Source organism: Pradoshia sp. Z6_59 (genome assembly GCF_058267515.1).
Genome location: NZ_JBZCPP010000003.1, coordinates 92,209 through 112,457, shown reverse-complemented (window position 1 = coordinate 112,457; position 20,249 = coordinate 92,209). Strand labels below are relative to the sequence as shown.

Sequence of the window (20,249 nt, the reverse complement as noted above, 5' to 3'; positions counted from 1 at the left end):
CAGTTATTTTTATTCATGTCCCGGTAAATAGATGGTAAAGGCTGTCCCTTCACCAGGCTTGCTTTTTACACGGATTGACCCTTTCATCGAATCTATTATCCGATATACCGCCATCATTCCAAGGCCTGTTCCTTCTACCCCTTTTGTTGAATAATAAGGCTCACCCAAACGCTTTAATTGTTCATTGGTCATACCAATACCCGTATCTATAATATGTATATCTACACCTTTTCTCTTATTATCCGTGGTGATTGTAAGAGAGCCCCCATGACCCATTGATTCGATTCCATTTTTTAAGATATTAACGAAACATTGCTGGAATAATTGCTTTTCTCCTCTCACTATAAAGGAAGCCACTTCAATCTGAATACGTACATTTCGCATAGTGGCTAACGGCTGAACAATATCAGCTACTTTATTCAACTCTGTTTGAATATTGATATCTTCTTTACTGTTAATATGCGGCTTGGCAAATGCCAGAAAATCTTTAATAATACTATCAGCGCGGTCCAATTCGGATAGTGCAATATCAATATACTGCTCTTTCTTTTCCTTCGTAAGATTCTCATCACTTCTTAATAGTTGTAAAAATCCTTTCGTTGCTGTTAATGGATTACGAACTTCATGTGAAATTGAGGCAGCTAAATGACTGACAGACTGCATCTTTTCCGTATCAATCAATTTACTTTTAAAATTCCTATTTTTCTCCAGCCTTTCTATTGAAAAAACAAGCCAGACCATTCCAGTTATATACAAGAAAACATACAAAACTTGATTTATTAGTTTAACGTCATTAATTGTTATAATTGTGAAAGTCGCCATAATAGCCAAAGAGGAAATAAGCGCCGTTACAAAGGAGGCGACTAAACGCTGTCTGGTCATTAATTTGACGTATTGCTTTCTCATAACCATGGCAGAGAATAGGACAAACAAGCCTGAAAAAAAGTGAAACCATTCAAATGAAGAGGTGTAAAGGATTGAAGCAGTAAGTGTCAGCGTATATAAACTGATACCAATCGCGTAACCACCATAAAAGATACCGATGACAACGGATATAGAACTATAATTCATGATCTGAATGCCTGGAGGTGATTCAGCAGTGAAGAATAAAATATTAATAAGAATCGCAATCGCTTGACCAATTCCAACGATTAAAGGATTAATTACTCCAAGTACCCCATATTTAACATGCCAAAAGTAAATGAATTGAATAATAATCAGAATGATAAATAGATTAATAAATAAATTTGCAATGAATTCACTTGTCATCTAATTCTCCTTCTAAATACATCTATACCTTGAAGTTTAGAGGAAAATATATCCAAAGTAAATTATTATTTTCTTGAATTCTCATCATATTAATCTAAACTCATAAAAGCTAGGCCTCTATATTATTTATCTTTTCGTAACCTTCAAAGGCAAACCTCCAAAACATACTGCAATAATCCCCCTTCATTTCCGGGATAGAAAGCCCTGCATACATTAATTCATCTCCACCATATATTAAGGATGTATGGGTATCGAGGTATTCTTTTTCGGTATCTAACCCCCTGAGCCTCAGAATATGAAACGGTTCTGCAGGCTGTGCCATCATTCTGAAATACATCACAACCGTTTCAGATAAATCTTGACTGACAAATTGCCAAGCTGCCTGATTTCCTGCAAATGGGCTAAGTAATCGATAATACGTGCCAAATTGTATAATCGGACGGATTTCCTTATACAAGGAAATCTGGTCTTTAATCATTTTCTTTTCTAATTGACTCAGTTTGGAAAAATCCAGCTCATATCCTAGATTTCCTGACATAGCAACATGTCCACGCATGATTAAAGAAGTGTGACGATGCACCTGATGGTTTGGACTTGCTGACACATGAGCTCCCATTGTCACCGGCGGATACACAAGGCTTGTTCCGTGCTGGATTTTCAACCTTGAGACAGCATCTGTATTGTCACTCGTCCACACTTGAGGCATATAAAACAGCATTCCTGGATCATATCTTCCCCCTCCCCCCGAACAACTCTCAAATAAGACCGTTGGATGGCGGGTAGTCAACACCTCTAATATATAATAGAGTCCCAGAATGTAGCGATGCCCTGTTTCTCTTTGGCGTTCTATAGGCAAAGCAAGTGACCCCACTTCCGTCATATGTCGATTCATATCCCACTTCACATAACTAATAGGAGCAGATAATAAGACATTCGAAACCGATTCAATAATGTACTCGCATACCTCGGCTCTTGTTAGATCAAGGACCAATTGATGACGTCCTAATGATTTCGGGCGATTGTAGACTTGAATGCACCAATCGGGATGATTTCGATATAAGTCACTTTCCATAGATACCATTTCCGGTTCAAACCAAAGTCCAAATTTCATCCCAAGCTGATTAATTTGCTCTGCCAGCGTTTTTAACCCTCCAGATAATTTTTGCTTATTTACATACCAATCTCCAAGAGAAGTTTTGGCGTTGTTACGTTTTCCAAACCATCCATCATCCAGGACAAATAATTCAATCCCAAGCTCCTTGCCTTCCAGTGCAAGCAGTAAAAGCTTATCAGTGTTAAATTTAAAATAAGTAGCTTCCCAGTTATTCAACAAAACTGGCCGCAGACAATCTCTGTACTGCCCTCTCGCCAATCGAAAACGATATAATTCATGATAAGTTCTCGACATGTCACTGAAACCCTTATAAGAATAAACCATAACGACTTCCGGTGTTTGAAAGATTTCTCCACTCCCCAAATGCCAACTAAAGTTAAAGGGATTAATACCAATGGAAAGGCGCGTGGTTTCATACTGATCAACCTCAGCCTGTGCTATAAAATTCCCACTATAAACCAGGCTGAACCCGTATACTTCTCCATACTCTTCATTTGTATCTGGCTTTGCCAGGCACATAAAGGGATTATGCTGATGACTGCTGGCCCCACGTCTGCTCTCGATTAGATGACTTCCGGCTGTTAAACGTTTTCTGGATAGATTACATTCATTCGCATGTGCGCCATATAAAGTGAGCAAATCAAATTCGCTTTCCCTAAAATCAACAGAAGCACTCATGGCTTTAAGTATACTCACGGGGTTATCTCCATGATTTATAAACCGGACTGACCGAGTGATCACATTGGATTGCTCGTATGTACTATACGTCAATATCGCCTGAAGCCCCGTTTGATTATCCATAAGGGTAAAATCTATAGAGGTTGCTTCCTCTTCTTCTTCAATGTACGTAGCAGGTAATCCGGTTAATTTTCGTTTCCCCTTATATATGTGAAAATGTTTATATTTTAAATCAGTAACGGCTGAACCATCCGAAAATTGAACTTGATAGGCCGGCGTACGAAAATCAGTGTTGTTTGCTGGATATTCCTGAGGCAACGTATCAAGGGAAAACGTTCTGTCAAACCCTTCTGGTTGTGGAGAGAACAATCGGTACTTAAACTGTAATTGATTGCTTTCATTCACATCCTTGATCCTTTTCCCCCAATATAAATGAGACAGATATGCTTGATGATAAATTTTTATCACATAGCTCATTTCACCAGCTTGCAAATGGAATATTTTCCGTTTAGGACAGTACGACACTCCCATTTTGGTCTCCCTCATGTCTTTTTCTTCTATATATATGTACACGAAAATACCAACTTGCTCATAAATGCGAAAAAAAGAAGCCTTAAAATAAGGCTTCAAAGCGAAATCTTCATCTATTTAAATAATGTCTTCTACCCAAGGGGGCAAGGCAGTCGACAGTTATTCTCAGTTATTATTTCTCCGTTACTGTAACAGATACGGTTTTCTCCACTCCATTTCGATAAAGCTTGATTTTGACCTTATCTCCATTTGCAGCATTAGAATACAAGTATTTTCTGAACTCCCCAAGTGTAGTGACTTCCGCATCATTGATTGCCACTACCACGTCCTTAGCCTCTATACCTGCTTCAGCAGCGGGAGAACCGGTTTCCACCTGAGTTACTAACACTCCACTTGTTATCTCGGAAGGAAGATTCAATTGTTGCTGCAATACATATTGAGGTATTTCGGATATAGATTGCAAGCCTACACCAATATATGGACGTTGTACTTTTCCATCGGCAAGAAGGTCATTGACAATATCTGAAACATCCTTACTTGGAATAGCAAACCCTATTCCCTCAACCTCTTCAGATGATATTTTCATACTGTTGATACCGATAACTTGTCCGTCGGAATTGACAAGCGCTCCGCCACTGTTCCCAGGGTTTATAGCTGCATCCGTTTGGATTGCGTCCATATCCCATTCACCAGCTGATGTGGCAACCGTTACTGTCCGCTGTAATCCGCTGATAATTCCCTGGGTTACGGACCCTGAGAAGTCAAGGCCCAAAGGGTTACCTATTGCCAATACCGGTTCACCAACACTTAGCTTTTCAGAGTCTCCGAATTCAGCTACTTTTGTCACTTTGCTTCCATCAATTTTTAATACAGCCAAGTCTGTTAATGGATCTGTTCCAACCAGTTCAGCCGTTATCCTTGTGCCTTCTGACAAGGACACCTCAATAGTATCTGCATTCTCAATAACATGATTATTGGTCACAATAAATGCATCTTTTCCCGATTTTTTGAAAATAACCCCAGAACCAGTCCCGCTCTCCTGGCTGTTATTGGACTCCTCATTGATTGTTGGTTGGCGGTAGTCATAATAATTAGTTGAGTTTTGTATATTCACAATACCTACAACCGCAGGAGAAACCTCCTCAATCATTTGAATTAGTTCAGAGGTTGTTTTCGTAGAGTCTACAATCTTCAGGCCATCCTCATCATTTACCTTATCATTTGTAGCAATGGCTGTTTTAACAGGTCCATCATCACCTGGCAGTACGCCTGATAAATCAACAAAACCTAAGTAAGAACCTGCTCCAAGTGCCACCATTCCACCAAGAATCGCGGTAATGACTGGTGTCAGCCATCTGGACCTTTTTTTCTTCTCCCTTGTAGATTTACCCTCTGCTTGATCATCAGATGCTTGAAGCGGTTGTACTTCTAAGTGTTCATTATTTTCATCTGTCATATCTTCTTCCTTGGCAGAGCTTAATTCATGATATCCACGATATGAAATAAATTCTGTTTCAATATCTTTCTCATTCGGTAATACAGGAATTTGATTTTTATCCTGATTAGCAGTATCTATTGGTTTATCAAAATTATCATAATCACGGCGATTATTGTTTTCCATCCAAATTCCTCTCCTCATTCATTAAACTGTCTATTTAATATATTACGATAATTGTAGAATAATTGCATTTCTGCTCTTCTCACTATCTAATTTACTAACTGTATGTGTCAACAAAATGTCAAAATCTTTTCTCCTCTTAAAAAATTTAAAAGCTGCCTGTTCTTTGGCAGCTTTCTAACATATTGATCTTGTTTTGGGTCTACAGGATGTAGGTCATGAAGACATTGCCACACGACGTGGCGGTCTTAGTCTTCGTTCCTTAAAATAAGGCTCTTCAGCATTATGTATAATCCGGCCTCGCCTCCTAGCTCCTCGAGGTCATAAGGATAGCCACTACGGGAGAAAAGAGCATCTCCCTGCGGACTCTCCTTATGCTTGTCGGAGCTGGACAGTCGCCTCAGCACTAGATGCAATCCGGCTTCAACGGCTAGAAGCTCAGGACATAAGCATAGTCTCTACGGGAGGCCAACACGACGTTGGTCACAAAGACGTTGCCACACGATGTGGCGGTCTTAGTCTTTGTTCCTTAATCCCCTCGAGCCTCTGTCTTATGCTCCTCGCTTCTAGGCAAGCCGTTTCAGCACTATAGTGAACGTTGTACCTTTTTCATTGCTTTTCGTTAATACTAAATCTCCATCCATTGCGTTGGCGAGCATTCTGCTGAATGGGAGGCCTAGTCCTAGACCGCGGATTTTGTATTTTTTATCTTCTCCTCGATAAAAACGTTCAAATATTAAATCCTGCTCGGCAAGCGGTATCCCCGAACCGCTGTCCTGTACATCGATTGCGACATGATCCTCATCATATTTATAAATACGGACCTCTATCGTTCCCTCTCCCTGAATAGCATGCTTGGAATTATTCAAGAGATTAATCATAATTTGCTGCAATCGCAGAGGATCCGCCGATACGATCATATCTTCTTTTGGCTGTTGTACAGTAACCTTTACGAGTTGGTCATCCTGCACAATATCCCATTGGTAAATCATTTCATTAATGACCTCTCCAATTTTTATAGACTCTCTATTAACAGGAATGGCATTGGCCGTAAAGGAGTTGAACTCCAATAAGTCTCCCACCATTTTTTGCATACGAGTCGTTTCCTGTAAGGATATGGCCAGAAACTCTTTTGCTTCTTCCCCTGTGACAACTCCATCATTAACGGCTTGAAGCAAACCGCTAATGGATGTTACAGGCGTTTTCAATTCATGCGTAACACCTGCCAGCAATTCGGCTCGCATAGCTTCCAGCTGCTCTAATTTAATCGCCATTTCCTTAAAGGAATGGACTAAATCATAAACTTCCTGTTCATTTACCTCTTCAATAAGTTCAATATTATAATTTCCTTTTTGAACCTGCTTAGCTGCTTCAGCTACATTCTCAATCGGCTTAACCAGTCTTTTGGATAAAAAGTAAATAGCAACCCATCCGAGCAAGGCCAAACTTAAAATCATAATCAAAAGTAATTTGTATTCCTGATCTACTGCAGTTAACTCATCCTCAGATTGCATAACAACAATCCAACTAATTACCGTATCATTCACAATCATAGGCCGCTTAACCAGATAATAATCTCTGCCACCAATATTGTTTAATTGTTTTACTTCATCCTTACTATTAAGCAGTGCAGTTGAAAATGAAGATACATTAAGGTGATTACTTGAACGATTCTCAATCACTATTTTTCCATTTACATCCACCACATAAATGGACGGATTGCCGCTGACCTCTAATAATTTTTTTCGATTGGCAAAAACCTCTGGATTCTGCTCTGTTTGAATATCAGTTCCAACCGTCTGATCCAGTATTCGCGCTGCTACTTCCTCAGCCAAATATTTATTAATATCCAGGTTCTTATTAAGAGTGGATTGCCTGATAATGATTCCTGTAAGAAATCCTATGACGATAAGTCCAATAAACAGGGTAACCAGATATCGTGTCGTCCAGTATTTCAACAAACTGACACGTTTAGTCGGATGGTTCTTCTTTTTTAGACCTAAGCGCTTAAGAAAATCCATTTGCAGTTTATTATTTTTTTTCATAGACACTTAATTGATACCCCAATCCTCGCAGAGTTTTAATTTCTCCTTCAGATGCAGGCCAGTTTTGCAGAGACTTTCTCAGCCTTTTAATAGACAAATCTACAGCCCGGTCACTGCCGTCGTAATCCATCCCCCATACATGATCAATTAATTGATCTCTCGTAAATAATTGATTAGGATTTTGCGCCAAGAAGATGAGCAGTGAGAGATCGCGCGGTGTTAAGTCAAGCTCTACTCCATTTAATGTGACGTTATGAGCTTTCATATTAATGCACAGCGCGCCAAACTGTTTCTTTTCCTTATCATCAATGACCTGTCCAGATCTTCTCAATACTGCCTGGACACGGGCAACCACTTCGTCTCCAATGAAGGGTTTAGTGATATAGTCGTCAGCTCCATCATTCAAGCCTGCAAGCTTATAATTAATATCACCAAGTGCCGTGAGCATAATAACAGGGCATGCGCTTTTCGTACGAATTTCTTTTAATATATCCCATCCACTCATACCTGGAAGCATAACATCGAGCAAAACAAGATTCGGTTTAAACTCCTCAAATTTAGCGATGGCTTCACCACCTGTAAATACTTGTTCAACTTCGTAGTTTACTTTCTTCAAGTATGCCTTTAAAACCTGGCTGATGGCTTTTTCATCTTCTACAATCATGATTTTTTGCATCTTCCTTACTCACTCCTCGATGATTAAAAGATAGGACAAAAATCCCCGATATAACTCGGAGATTTTCATTAAACAAAATTCACTTATTGGTTCGAATGTTCGCTTATATTATTAACAATCGTTATTTGGCCTTTAGAAAGGCGAATTGTTTGATCTGCAATGTCAGCAATATGCTGATCATGCGTAACGATGAAGACACATTTATTTTCCTCATGTGCCAGCTGCATAAATAACTTAATGATGTCTTGAGCGGTATCCTCATCGAGGTTTCCAGTCGGTTCATCTGCTACAATTAAATCTGATTTACACAAAGGGCTCGTGCAATGGAGACACGTTGCTGCTGACCGCCACTCAGTGTGAGCACCTTTTGTCCAGCCTGCTTTTCATCGATGCCCACTTTTCTAAGCATCTCGAGTGCATACTGTTTTTTGTCCTTAACCTTATTTCCGGTAATCTCCATCGCTGTAGTGACATTTTGTAACGCAGTCATATAGGGCAGTAAATCATAGGATTGGAAGACAATCGAAACATATTTATTTCGAAACGTGGTGTATCCAATTTTTCTTATATCTTTTCCTTCGTATAATACCTGTCCATCCTTAGGAGCATCCAGCGCACTCGCCAAAGCGAGAAGCGTAGTTTTTCCTGAACCGGAAGGACCCACAATTGCATAAAATAATCCTTTATTAAAAGAAACATTAATTTTCTTTACTATATCATGCTGTTTATTATTATGTCTGTACCAATAACTTAAATCCTTAAACTCCAATAATGCGCTCATTTACGGTTCCTACTCAGATAAAACAAGCACACAGATAACCGTGAATACAACTAACTGTAGAATGCTCTTTCCTTTTCTGGCCTCACACTTAAAAATGCCCTTTTTATAAAGTTCATCTTTTTCATCCTTTCTGACAATCTATACCGGGTAAATCCTTTAGAAAATCTTTTCTATAAAAAATCTTACGACCATAATGTGTCGATGAAATGTCAAACAAAATTAAAAATATTTGTGTAGGCGAAACTATTATATTTGTATGAAAAGCTTTACAATTGACGTTAGAAATGTTGATTATGTACAGTTGAAAAGAATATAACTATTAATATAACCGCTTGATACATAGATTTTTTATACTTCATAGACACATAATGATCTAGGCATTTTGAGCGGTTTTAGAGGAGACACTCATGGAAAATAAAAAAATATTGCCCGTCCTATTCCTGGTCATGTTTTTAGTGATGGTTGGCTTCGGGATTATCATTCCGGTCCTTCCATTTTTAGCAGAAGAAGTTGGCGGCACACCTACTCAACTTGGCTTACTAATGGCAGTTTATTCGTTAATGCAATTAATTTTCGCTCCAATTTGGGGGAAAATATCGGATCGAATCGGCAGAAAACCAGTCATGTTAATCGGTATATTTGGTTTGGCCCTATCATTCTTCATCATGGCCATCGCCGACTCATTATGGTTAATGTTTATGGCACGGATCATTGGTGGTATCCTTTCCTCAGCGAATATGCCAACTACGATGGCCTATGTTGCGGATATTACGACTGAAGAAGATCGTGGAAAAGGAATGGGGATTATAGGAGCAGCGACCGGGTTAGGCTTTATCTTCGGACCGGCCATTGGTGGAATTCTTTCAAAATCCAGCTTAAATACGCCTTTCTTAATTGCCGGAATCCTCTCTACTTTGACGTTCTTATTAGTACTTATTGTTCTTAAGGAATCCTTAACATCTGAACAATTAGGAAAACAAAGCTCAGGCAACAAATCGATGTGGATGAATTTTCGCGGTGCTGCTTCTATTCTGTTTGTGCTTCAATGCGTCGTATCTTTGTCTATGGCTGGTCTTGAAGCCACTTTTGCATATTTTGCCGCTAATAAAGCTGGAATTGATACGGTCCAATTAGGGTATATCTTTATGATCATGGGATTTGGCAGCGCGATTGTGCAGGGAGGACTCATTGGAATTATGACGAAGAAATGGGGAGAAGGCCGAGTCATTCAAATCGGGCTAATCGTATCAATCATCGGGTTTATACTAATTCTATTTACCAATAGCTTCTGGACCGCAACAATCTTCATCACCATCTTTGGTTTAGGCAATGGCCTTATTCGTCCAGCTGTCACTGCATTGCTGACAAAGACCACATCAGGAGGACACGGCAGCTCAACCGGACTACTTTCATCCTTTGATTCCCTTGGCAGGATCATAGGCCCTCCACTTGGAGGTCTACTGTATTCATTCGCCGTTGGGCTCCCTTATATTTCAGGAGCTATTCTGACTGTAGGCGCATTATTGCTTTATCAGGTTTACCATGCTCAGGCAAGAAAAGTTCAAGCTTTATAAAATAATAGTATTGAAGCCTCCGATTTTCTCCATCGGAGGCTTTTTTTGTTTTATAAGGACAATCTTACGCGCTATGGGGAGGCGTTGGCTGGTTTTCCCCTCGATTCGGCTGGATTCTCCCTGCTATCCGCCGGATTATTCATCTAATCGGCTGAATTCTGCCTCTTTCCCGCTGGAATGTTGCTGAATCAGCTGGTTCCATTCTATTACTCTCCTTAAAATATCCTAATCATCAGTTTCCTTTCCGCTATTTCACTTGCAATCTAGATTCGGTCTATATTTAGGAGGAATTTTGAGTGAATTATAGAATATAGGTATATCATAACTAACATTTTACAAATGTACGATTCAGGATTGAGAACCTTATAAACCCTGCATATAACCATATACAGATTGAATAATAATACCAGCTTGGCCAGCCATAATTTTTACCCAATTAAAATTAAATCTTGATAAATCTATTCCCCCAAGATTTATCTATTTATGAATGTGAGGAATACTTTTCATGAATAATCCAATTTAATTCCCCCATTGAATCGAATTAATGGATCGAGAAAAATGGGGGATATTTTAAATGAATAAAAATTTCAATTTACTGCTTACAGGTCAATCGCTGGCCAATATAGGTGACATCTTATATACAGTGAGCATAATCAGTCTAATATTTACTTTGACAGGCTCAGCAACTGCGGCTTCCTTTGTACCATTTACGATTACATCCTGTATGTTTATATCCAGTCTATTGACGCCTTTATTATTTGGAAAAGTTAGCTTAAAGTGGTTGATGACCTTTTCACAGATAGGCAAAACCATTTTACTTATGATTTTAGGTATTTTGTTAATAGGAATATCGGAAGCTGATTTTCATTGGTTATTTCTACCTATCGGATTGATTGCATTTCTTGATGGGTGTGCAAATCCAATCAGGCAAACGCTGATTCCCCACTATGTGAACTCCGAACAACTGTTAAAGGCAAATGGAATCAGTGAATCAGTCACCCAGCTTGTCCAAACCATTATGTGGTTTGCAGGAAGTTTATTTTTGGTCATTCTGAGTTATCAACAGTTGATATGGATTGTGGGATGCCTATTTGGTCTAGCGAGTATTTTGCTCTCTTTTTTAGAAAATGTCTCTAGCGAACAACCAATCAATCAGGGTGGACGATTAGTACAGGTTCAAAAAGGCTGGAAAACTGTTTCTACAACGCCAATATTGAGACAGATTATTAAGATAGATATCCTTGAGACAATTGCAGGTACTGTTTGGATTGCAGCGATTGTTTTAGTATTTGTGGACGATGCTTTAAAAAGTGGTGCAGAATGGTGGGGATTTATTAATGGTGCTTACTTCTTCGGTTTAATAGCTGGTAGCATCTATTGTGTAAAATATTCCTCCTTCATTGGAAACAGATTAGGAAATGTTATTCTTTTAAATACGTTCATGACATGCCTGCTCACAGTACTATTTAGCATAACCAGCATTCCTATTATCGCCTTATGTCTATCTCTGTGGATAGGGGTTTTTGGGCAAATAAAAAACATACCCCAGCAAACAATTATTCAATCGAGTGTTTCAAAGGATGAATTATCAACCGTCTATACATCCCTAGGGGCAGCCTCTACTGGTGTTTTTGGCATCTCTTCATTACTCATGGGAGTACTGGCAGATTTAATGGGTGTTAGATTTGTTTTTCTGACCTCAGGCCTGTTACTTGCCTTGAGCAGTATCATAATCTTTAAACACAAACATTTATTTATACAAAATATTACGCAATAACTAATTGACGTGCGGAGTTTCTGGAGGACATCCAGTGCCCGCACTTTTTTTGAAAAAGGATGAAATGGCATGAAATCCATCAAGTACAGATGATTCCTACCGAGATCTATTAAGGGATTAAATTGTTAGCGGGAAGCCATTACTTAATTTATCCAATCTTAATGGCTATTAAGTTAACCAGAAGGATTCATGCTGAAAGAAGGAATATGATTCTTTTTGGAGAATTGAATATACATGAAACTAATTATGGACTTGGGAGACTTCTAATGGAATTTACAATAAGTAAAGATTATTTCAACGAGGCATTATCCGATGTTAGCAGGGCAGTTACTACAAAATCGCTTTTACCAATTCTAACAGGCATAAAGTTGGTCGCTAAGGAGGATTGTTTAATTCTGATTGGCAGTAATTCCAATATTGCAATAGAAAAAATAATTCCTTTAGAAATGAACGGTATCCGGATATTAAACGTAGATGAAACTGGCAGCGCAGTTCTTCCAGCTAAATATTTATGTGAAGTTGTAAAAAAATTATCTGATGATATTCATATAAAGATATCCGGAAATAACGTAGCTGAAATTCAATCTGATGAAGTCATGGTATACCTTAATGGATTTAATCCTGGCAAGTATCCCAATTACCCTTCAATAGAGACAAACCATTTTATACAGATACACAGCTCTGCCTTAATGGAAATCATCAAACAAACTACATTTGCAGTCTCCAAAAGTGAAACAAGACCTGTTCTAACTGGTGTGAATATGTCGTTTAAAGAGAATAAGCTAACCTGTGTGGCAACCAATTCCCATCGACTGGCTTTAAGGAAAGTACCAATAAACTCACAAATTGAAGCTTCTTTCATTGTTCCTGGTGCCAGCCTTACTGAGCTCACAAAACTAATGAATAATGAAAAAGATCTTATACATATTTACATATTAGACAATTATATCGTATTCAAATCGTCGACTACCTCATTATATTCCAGACTTATTGAAGGTAATTTCCCTGGCATCTCTAAACTTATACCAGCCGATTCGAAAACTGTCATGATATTAGATACAGTAAAGTTATTAAAGGGGATAGATCGGGCTCGGCTGTTTGCAAGTGAATGGAAAAATAACAATATATTGATTGAAATGATAGATGGTAAACAAATCAAGATTGCATCAAACGCAACAGACATGGGGAAAATTGAAGAAATAATGGATGTCAATATGGTTCAAGGTGAAATTAATTTAAGTATATCTCTTGATGGAGAATTTCTACTCGATGCTTTAAAAGCCATAAAAGAAAAAGAAGTAAAATTAAGTTTTGGCGGATCCTTAAGACCCGTCTTGATTGAACCAGTTAACAATCCGTCTCATCTTCACCTTATATCCCCTGTACGATCGTATTGATGAATCTATTTCTTTGAAAAAAATAACGGCTGCTTGTACACGGCAGCCGTTATTTTTTATTGAATTCTGTTTTCAACTGCCTGACATACTTCCTCAGCAGTAAGACCATCAGCGTTGATCACTGAAGCTTTCGTTGCTGTATCCTGCATACCCATTACGTTAATATCCAGGCCGGATACAACACAGCAGTCACACCCTTGTGTGTCATTTTCCTGTTTTAATTCGATTACATTATGCCCTTTATCACGTAAAGCTTGTTGAACGTCTGATAAAGATTGCTCCACTCCAATTTTAGCCATAACATCCACCTCCTTCTTCTGTAAATTGTCCATTGATGCAACAATTTATACCAAAAATGCAGAAGGTCAAACAAAATATTGGCATATATGTATTAATATTCCTGATATAGCATTTAGTATTACAATCTTGTTAATATTTGAGCAAAACTATTTACTTATAACCAATTTAATACTATTATTCTATAAAAAGGAAGAAAAGTGGTGTAATAATGAAGTCAACTGGGATTGTTAGAAAAGTCGATGAACTCGGTAGAATTGTACTGCCGATTGAACTTAGAAGAACTCTTGACATTAACATAAAAGATTCTATAGAGATTTTTACGGATGAAGACAAAATTATCCTGCAAAAATATACACCTGGTAAGGCATGTGCCATTACAGGTGAAGTCAGCAATCAGAATATTTCATTAGCCAATGGAAAGATTGTGTTAAGTCAGGAAGGATTACGAATACTACATTCAGAACTAAATCGGATGAGTGAAAGGTAAAAGGCGATTTTTCATCACCTTTTACCTCGAATTCAAGAGACTTTTATACTTACGTTAATATATTTAAATTCTTGAATAATAAATAGGCCTTGATTAGTTTAAGTTGAGGAATAACTGGCCGTGCCAAAAAGGAATAACGTTAATGAAAGATTAAAATCCTTTGAGGCACCGAGTTATTCTAATCCTTTCTGCAGCCTTCCCACTTCTAATGCAGGTAAAATAAAAAGCATGAGTCCAGTACAGTACCGAACTCATGCCCTAAATTATTTGCAAAACAATATGTCATTCAATCATTTATTCTTTCACTAAATCCTCAATTGAATCTATATCCATATAAGCAGGAACAACCAGTCCACTCTTGGCACCTTTTAGATTTGGACCCAGGTCAATTAAATCTTCTTTATACTTATCATAGTAGGCTTTATGAGTCATTGGCAGCCAAGCCGCAACCATGGCATCTGCTTTTTGGTTGGCAATTGATGCATACATCGGTCCGACTTCTACCTGCTTTAGTTCAGGACTATACCCATGCATTTTTAATACTTCACCAATAACATTTGTTGATGCAATCTCTGACTCCCAGGCAACATAGATCAGACTAATACTTTGTCCTTCTCCCTTTTCTGCACCTGTCAGCCATTGATCCACCTTATTTGGATTTTTGTCAATCCATTTAGCAGCTGCCTCTTTTGGTGTCATTCCTTTTTCCATGTCCACCATTACTTCTTCCATATCAGCTGGAGTCCAGTAAAATTGATCTAAGATTTGTTCTGCTCCAGGCAACTCTTCTTTCAAGCCTTTTCGGACCAATGTATTAATATTTTCACTATCACCATATACATTCTTAGGATCATCCAAATATTTCAAATCGTATTTTTGAAACTTCCAATGTGGTGTCCAACCTGTCAGAATAATCGGATCCTGATTATCGTAAGATTTTTGAAGCTCAGCAACCATAGCAGCAGATGATCCTTCTTGTAAAGTCCAGTCTGCTTCCAGTTCATATTTCTTCAACACTTCTTCAGTTGCTGACATAATTCCCGCTCCAGGCTCGATGCCAACGATTTTATAATCTACCTGATTACCTACATAGGAACTATCTTGAGTACCTTTTTCTGCAGACGAAGATATCGCAATATAGGCATATCCTCCAAGAAAGACTAAGATAATGAAACCATAAACCCATTTCTTAGAAATAACTCTTTCATATACTGGGGTTCTGAGGTTTTGCGATACTCTATCCAAAATAATTGCAATGATAACAAGTGCTAATCCAGCTTCGAATCCTTCACCTACTGCTATTTGTGAAACGGCACGGTATACCTCGGCTCCCAATCCAGGCGCACCAACAAGAGATGCCATAACCACCATGGATAAAGAAAGCATAATACTTTGGTTAATTCCGGCCATTATCGTCGAAACAGCTAATGGTAATTGGACCTTTGTGATTTTCTGCCACGTGGTGGAACCAAAGGCTTGTGAAGCTTCTATTAAGTCTCCCGGAACCTCCCTGATCCCTAAATTCGTCATTCGAATCGTCGGTGCAACAGCAAAGATGAAGGAAGCCACGATTCCGGGAACAACTCCAATTCCAAAGAAAAGGATGGCAGGAATCAGATAAACGAAGCCTGGCATTGTTTGCATAAAATCCAGGATTGGCATAATTATTCTCTTTACAACATTGCTTTGTGAAGCCCAAATACCAATCGGAACTCCCACAATTATTGTAATCAGTACAGATGCCAAAACTAATGCCAATGTTTGAATCATAGCATCCCATAATCCTAAATTATCAATCAATAATAATCCTATAAACGTTAATAATGCCATGCCCCAATTATTTGTATATAAAACTAGCAGAGTAACCAGGATAATTAGCAGAATGGAAGGTCCTAAACCCAATACCTCTACACTTGTATCAATAATAGTTTGAATAAATATCGAAATCCAATTAAACAGTGGTCCACATACTTCTGTTACCCATTCTACAAAACGGTCAACTCCAGAAGCTATTGGTAATTTTTCTAGGTTCATTGACTTTCCTCCTTATCTTGGAGTACATCTTTGTTGCCAGCCAATGCTCCAATGACAACACCACGTACAAGAACACCCTTCAATCTGTTAGCTTCATCAACGATTGCTAACGGAATTTGTGCATTTGCCATATCGTCGAGCAAATCAGATAGAATAGTATTTTCCAATGCTGTTGGCACTTCTTTTGTCATGACCTCTTCTATAGGGATTTTCTTAAGTATAGCTTCTCTTGCCTGGTCGGCAGAGAGCGCCCCAAGCAGTATCTGTTTGCGGTCGACGATAAATATACTGGAGTATCCCCTGTCCTTCATAATTTGTAGGGCAACACGAGGACCTCTGTCAATTGTAATACGTTCCGCCCGAGTCATAATCGAAGACGCAGTAAGAACATGTGACAAATCGATTCCTTCAATAAATCGTTCAACATAATCATTGGCAGGATTCATCATGATTTCCTCAGGAGTTCCCACTTGAATTACCTTACCATCACGCATCAAGGCGATCCGGTCACCTATTCTTAAAGCTTCATCCAAATCATGTGTAATAAACACAATTGTTTTTTTGTAATTATCCTGGATTTCCAGCAGCTCATCCTGCATGCTTTTGCGGATAAGAGGATCAAGGGCACTAAACGCCTCATCCATAAGAACAATATCTGTATCACTGGCCAAAGCCCTCGCCAGTCCAACACGCTGTTGCATCCCGCCGCTCAATTGGGATGGATATTGATCTTCATATCCTTTTAGGCCAACTACTTCCAGTGATTCCATTGCCTTCTGTTTTCGTTCCTGTTCAGGTATTTTTTGAATTTCCAATCCATACTCTGTATTCTCCAGGATAGTTTTATGAGGGAATAGGGCGAAGTTTTGAAACACCATACTAATTTTCTTTCTTCTAGTTTCACGCAATTCAGCCGGTGACATGTTGACTATATTCTCATTATCAATCAAAATCTCACCGGATGTCGGGGCAATTAGACGGTTTAACATTCGAATCAACGTGGATTTCCCACTCCCCGATAAACCCATAACAACAAAAATTTCTCCTTCATAGATATCAAGATTGGCATCATTAACCCCAATCGTACATCCTGTCTTCTTTAAGATATCTTTTTTTGAAGAGCCTTGCTTTAATAATTCAAGTGCAGATTGTGGAGACTTTCCAAATACTTTTACAACATTTTTTATACTTATTTTTGGTTGCAAACAACCACTCCTTCTATGTATTTTTTTGAATAAAACCATTTTTCCCTACTTATTACTATATCCTATTTAGTGAAAATTTAAACTTTTTTGCTCTTTTATACTCTTTTACATAAGAATTAACACTAAAAAAGCCCCTCTTTTATGAGGGGCCCGACATTCTATTTATTCAATTTTATTCTTCTTCACCAATTATTTTTACTTCTGTTTCCAGGCTGACGCCAAAATTAGCTTTAACCGTGTCCTGAACATGCTTAATCAGCGCCAGATAGTCAGTAGCAGTAGCATCGCCAGTATTAATGATGAACCCAGCATGCTTTGTAGATACCTGTGCTCCACCAATTTGAGCTCCTTGCAAACCGCTATCCTGAATCAATTTACCCGCAAAATAGCCCGGTGGACGTTTAAAAACACTTCCACAGGAAGGATACTCAAGCGGTTGCTTGGACTCCCTTAAAAAGGTTAACTCATCCATTTTTTCTTTAATTACTTTTACATCTCCAGGTACCGGGGCAAAACGAGCTTCTAAAACGATATAGTTTTGCTTGGCAATCAAACTGCTGCGGTAAGTAAGCTCCATCTCATCTTTCGTTAATGTAAGAAGCTCACCCTTCTCATTTAACACGATAGCTGACTCAATCACCTGTGAAATTTCCCCACCGTAGGCACCAGCATTCATATACACAGCTCCACCGACTGAACCAGGGATTCCGCATGCAAACTCAAGTCCCGTCAGCTTCTGTTCTAGAGCAAAGCGGGATACATCAATAATGGTTGCACCGCTCTGGGCAATAATCTTCCCATCTTCCATATAAATCTTATCTAAATGATTTAGAATCAGGACAATTCCTCTAATTCCACCATCTCTAATGATTAAATTCGATCCATTTCCTAAAATCGTCAACGGAATATCATTCTTATGTGCATAAAGGATCGTATTTTGAACCTCTTCATAGGTTGTAGGCAACACCAGAAAGTCTGCATTCCCACCCGTTTTAGTAAATGTATATTCACGTAAAGGTTCATCCTGTTTAATATGTTCTGCCTGAATAATCTGCTGCAATTCTTCAATTGTTTTTTGTTTATTCATACTCTCAACCTTCTGAATTTATATTTGTCATATCTTATTATATACATGATTCACTCTGGGAAATCACTGCAAATGGTTGGAAATCGCTAAAATCACATTCATGAGTAAAACGATATTCCCGTTAGTGAGATTTCTTATAGAAAACCTCATTGACTATCATACTATAAATATGCCCTATAAAAAAATAGTATATCTATACAAAGATACATCGAGTTAATTAAATGAACCATTTTTCTTTATGTATATGACATCTACCTAAACTAATGTGCAAAAAAGCACCATCCCTCCTTAAGGATGATGCTGAATACACGATCTACGCCCTTTTAATCTCTAATCTTCTGGCAACTAAGGATAAACCATAATTAACCACAAAATACATTAGTGCTACGAGAATCAGGATTGGGTAAATATAATTCCCATTTTGCGCGTAAACGGTTTGTCCATGATGCGTCAATTCAGGCAATGCAATAACTACAGCTAATGATGTATCTTTTAATAATGAAATAAACTGACTGACAATAGGCGGAACCATGTTACGCAAGGCCTGGGGCAAAATAATATGAGTGAGAGTCTGAATATAATTCAAACCCGATGAACGTGCTGCCTCTATGTGACCTTTAGGAACCGAGTTTAGACCGCTTCGAATAATTTCTGAGATCATGGCAGATTCAAAAATCGTTAATGCCATGATGGCCGCAGTCGTTACACTCATATTTAAGGACCAGCCTCTGCTTGGATCCTGTAATCCAAAATAAACAAAGAAAATAATAAGGATTAGTGGCAGATTTCGAATCGTTTCTACTATAACCGCCACAACCTTTGATAACAATGGTATCTTAGCATAACGGATGATTCCTAATATCCCCCCGATAATAAAACTAAGGATAATAGAAATTACAGCAACCTTTAGCGTAACAAGAAATCCATCTACTAAAAATTTAAGATTATCGGGCGTATATGCTCCTGCAAAATCCATGATTACGCCTCCTTACGAGCTTTTTTCCAGGTGTTTTTCTAAATACCCAACACCTAAACTGAGTGGAATGGTTATAACCAGATAGAATAAAGCAACAAAAATATAAACATCAAACACAACAAACGTATTAGAAGAAATCAAATCTGCCTGATACATTAACTCACCACCCGCAATGACAGCCAGAATGGATGAGTTTTTAACTAAATTGATAAATTGATTGCCTAATGGAGGAATTACAACTTTTATAGCCTGAGGCAAGACAATCATTCTCATAGCCTGCCCATAGGTCAAACCTGATGAACGGGCTGCTTCCATTTGCCCTTTGTGAATGGATAGAATCCCTGCTCGAATGGCCTCAGCTATAAAGGCAGCCGTATAAATCGTTAATGCTAAGGAACCTGCTGCAAAGCCCGGCAGTTTTGCCCCATAATAAAAGATAAATGCAATGATCAATAAGGGGATATTTCGTACAAATTCAACATAAGCGGTCCCAATCCAATTTAATGGCTTGAACGGCGCAATTCTCATGACTGCAATAAATGCCCCTAAAAAAAAGCTTCCTACGAGGGCTAATAAACTTATTTGTATCGTCTTTAGAAAACCCTCTATATACATATCCATATTTTCTGCGAGTAAAGAAAAATCCAGCAATTGATTCACTCCTCTTAATCAATCAGGATGAGCATGTTTGCCCATCCTG

At 38.4% G+C, this 20,249-nt stretch carries 15 protein-coding genes and 2 pseudogenes; 4 read left to right on the top strand and 13 right to left on the bottom strand.

All coding sequences use genetic code 11. The features are described 5' to 3' along the window. Nucleotides 1-9 precede the first annotated feature (9 nt). The 7 genes and pseudogenes from AC4D4B_RS04600 to AC4D4B_RS04570 form a co-directional block, all read right to left on the bottom strand. Nucleotides 10-1,269, bottom strand: a complete 1,260-nt coding sequence (locus tag AC4D4B_RS04600) for an ATP-binding protein (RefSeq protein ID WP_490994820.1) — start codon at nucleotides 1,267-1,269, stop codon at nucleotides 10-12. Between the two features lie 109 nt (nucleotides 1,270-1,378). After that, nucleotides 1,379-3,592 (bottom strand): alpha-galactosidase, encoded by a 2,214-nt coding sequence (locus AC4D4B_RS04595; protein WP_490999273.1) that lies wholly within the window; start codon nucleotides 3,590-3,592, stop codon nucleotides 1,379-1,381. Nucleotides 3,593-3,764: 172 nt separating this feature from the next. Then, nucleotides 3,765-5,213: a S1C family serine protease gene (locus AC4D4B_RS04590; RefSeq protein WP_490999272.1), complete on the bottom strand. Its 1,449-nt coding sequence runs from the start codon at nucleotides 5,211-5,213 to the stop codon at nucleotides 3,765-3,767. A 563-nt stretch (nucleotides 5,214-5,776) separates the two neighbouring features. Next, the gene (locus tag AC4D4B_RS04585) at nucleotides 5,777-7,255 is read right to left on the bottom strand and encodes a HAMP domain-containing sensor histidine kinase (protein WP_490999271.1); all 1,479 of its coding nucleotides are present in this window, start codon (nucleotides 7,253-7,255) and stop codon (nucleotides 5,777-5,779) included. Beyond that, a complete protein-coding gene (locus tag AC4D4B_RS04580; protein ID WP_490999270.1) occupies nucleotides 7,242-7,931 on the bottom strand; it encodes a response regulator transcription factor in 690 nt (229 codons plus the stop codon). The genes AC4D4B_RS04585 and AC4D4B_RS04580 overlap by 14 nt, the downstream gene beginning before the upstream one ends. An 83-nt stretch (nucleotides 7,932-8,014) precedes the next feature. Further along, nucleotides 8,015-8,712, bottom strand: a pseudogene (locus AC4D4B_RS04575) (ABC transporter ATP-binding protein). A 15-nt stretch (nucleotides 8,713-8,727) separates the two neighbouring features. Beyond that, nucleotides 8,728-8,828, bottom strand: a pseudogene (locus tag AC4D4B_RS04570) (hypothetical protein); the annotation flags it as partial. A 291-nt stretch (nucleotides 8,829-9,119) separates the two neighbouring features. Here AC4D4B_RS04570 and AC4D4B_RS04565 point away from each other — a divergent pair. The 3 genes from AC4D4B_RS04565 (at nucleotide 9,120) to dnaN (ending at nucleotide 13,460) form a co-directional block, all read left to right on the top strand. Continuing rightward, nucleotides 9,120-10,286 carry an MFS transporter gene (locus tag AC4D4B_RS04565; RefSeq protein ID WP_490999269.1) on the top strand — a complete coding sequence of 389 codons (1,167 nt, stop codon included), beginning with the start codon at nucleotides 9,120-9,122 and terminating at the stop codon, nucleotides 10,284-10,286. A gap of 574 nt (nucleotides 10,287-10,860) precedes the next feature. Beyond that, entirely contained in the window at nucleotides 10,861-12,063 is a 1,203-nt protein-coding gene (locus AC4D4B_RS04560) for an MFS transporter (protein WP_490999268.1), read from the top strand. A 266-nt stretch (nucleotides 12,064-12,329) separates the two neighbouring features. Then, the gene (gene dnaN / locus AC4D4B_RS04555; protein ID WP_490999267.1) at nucleotides 12,330-13,460 is read left to right on the top strand and encodes a DNA polymerase III subunit beta; all 1,131 of its coding nucleotides are present in this window, start codon (nucleotides 12,330-12,332) and stop codon (nucleotides 13,458-13,460) included. 56 nt (nucleotides 13,461-13,516) lie between these two features. Here dnaN and AC4D4B_RS04550 read toward each other — a convergent pair whose 3' ends face one another. Further along, complete coding sequence (locus AC4D4B_RS04550; protein ID WP_066106389.1) at nucleotides 13,517-13,759, bottom strand: YkuS family protein; 243 nt, start codon at nucleotides 13,757-13,759, stop codon at nucleotides 13,517-13,519. Nucleotides 13,760-13,968: 209 nt separating this feature from the next. Here AC4D4B_RS04550 and AC4D4B_RS04545 point away from each other — a divergent pair, with 209 nt between their 5' ends. Further along, a complete protein-coding gene (locus AC4D4B_RS04545; protein ID WP_490994829.1) occupies nucleotides 13,969-14,247 on the top strand; it encodes an AbrB/MazE/SpoVT family DNA-binding domain-containing protein in 279 nt (92 codons plus the stop codon). A gap of 294 nt (nucleotides 14,248-14,541) precedes the next feature. Here the strand turns inward: AC4D4B_RS04545 and AC4D4B_RS04540 are convergent, their stop codons facing one another. The 5 genes from AC4D4B_RS04540 to AC4D4B_RS04520 all read right to left on the bottom strand — a co-directional run bounded on the left by AC4D4B_RS04540 (nucleotide 14,542) and on the right by AC4D4B_RS04520 (nucleotide 20,197). Further along, nucleotides 14,542-16,281: a glycine betaine ABC transporter substrate-binding protein gene (locus tag AC4D4B_RS04540; protein WP_490994830.1), complete on the bottom strand. Its 1,740-nt coding sequence runs from the start codon at nucleotides 16,279-16,281 to the stop codon at nucleotides 14,542-14,544. Then, complete coding sequence (locus AC4D4B_RS04535) at nucleotides 16,278-17,486, bottom strand: quaternary amine ABC transporter ATP-binding protein (RefSeq protein ID WP_490994831.1); 1,209 nt, start codon at nucleotides 17,484-17,486, stop codon at nucleotides 16,278-16,280. The genes AC4D4B_RS04540 and AC4D4B_RS04535 overlap by 4 nt, the downstream gene beginning before the upstream one ends. 172 nt (nucleotides 17,487-17,658) lie before the next feature. Further along, the gene (murB, locus tag AC4D4B_RS04530; RefSeq protein WP_490994832.1) at nucleotides 17,659-18,573 is read right to left on the bottom strand and encodes a UDP-N-acetylmuramate dehydrogenase; all 915 of its coding nucleotides are present in this window, start codon (nucleotides 18,571-18,573) and stop codon (nucleotides 17,659-17,661) included. A 313-nt stretch (nucleotides 18,574-18,886) separates the two neighbouring features. Then, the gene (locus tag AC4D4B_RS04525) at nucleotides 18,887-19,549 is read right to left on the bottom strand and encodes an amino acid ABC transporter permease (RefSeq protein ID WP_490999266.1); all 663 of its coding nucleotides are present in this window, start codon (nucleotides 19,547-19,549) and stop codon (nucleotides 18,887-18,889) included. Nucleotides 19,550-19,561: 12 nt separating this feature from the next. Further along, complete coding sequence (locus AC4D4B_RS04520) at nucleotides 19,562-20,197, bottom strand: amino acid ABC transporter permease (protein ID WP_490999366.1); 636 nt, start codon at nucleotides 20,195-20,197, stop codon at nucleotides 19,562-19,564. Nucleotides 20,198-20,249 lie beyond the last annotated feature (52 nt).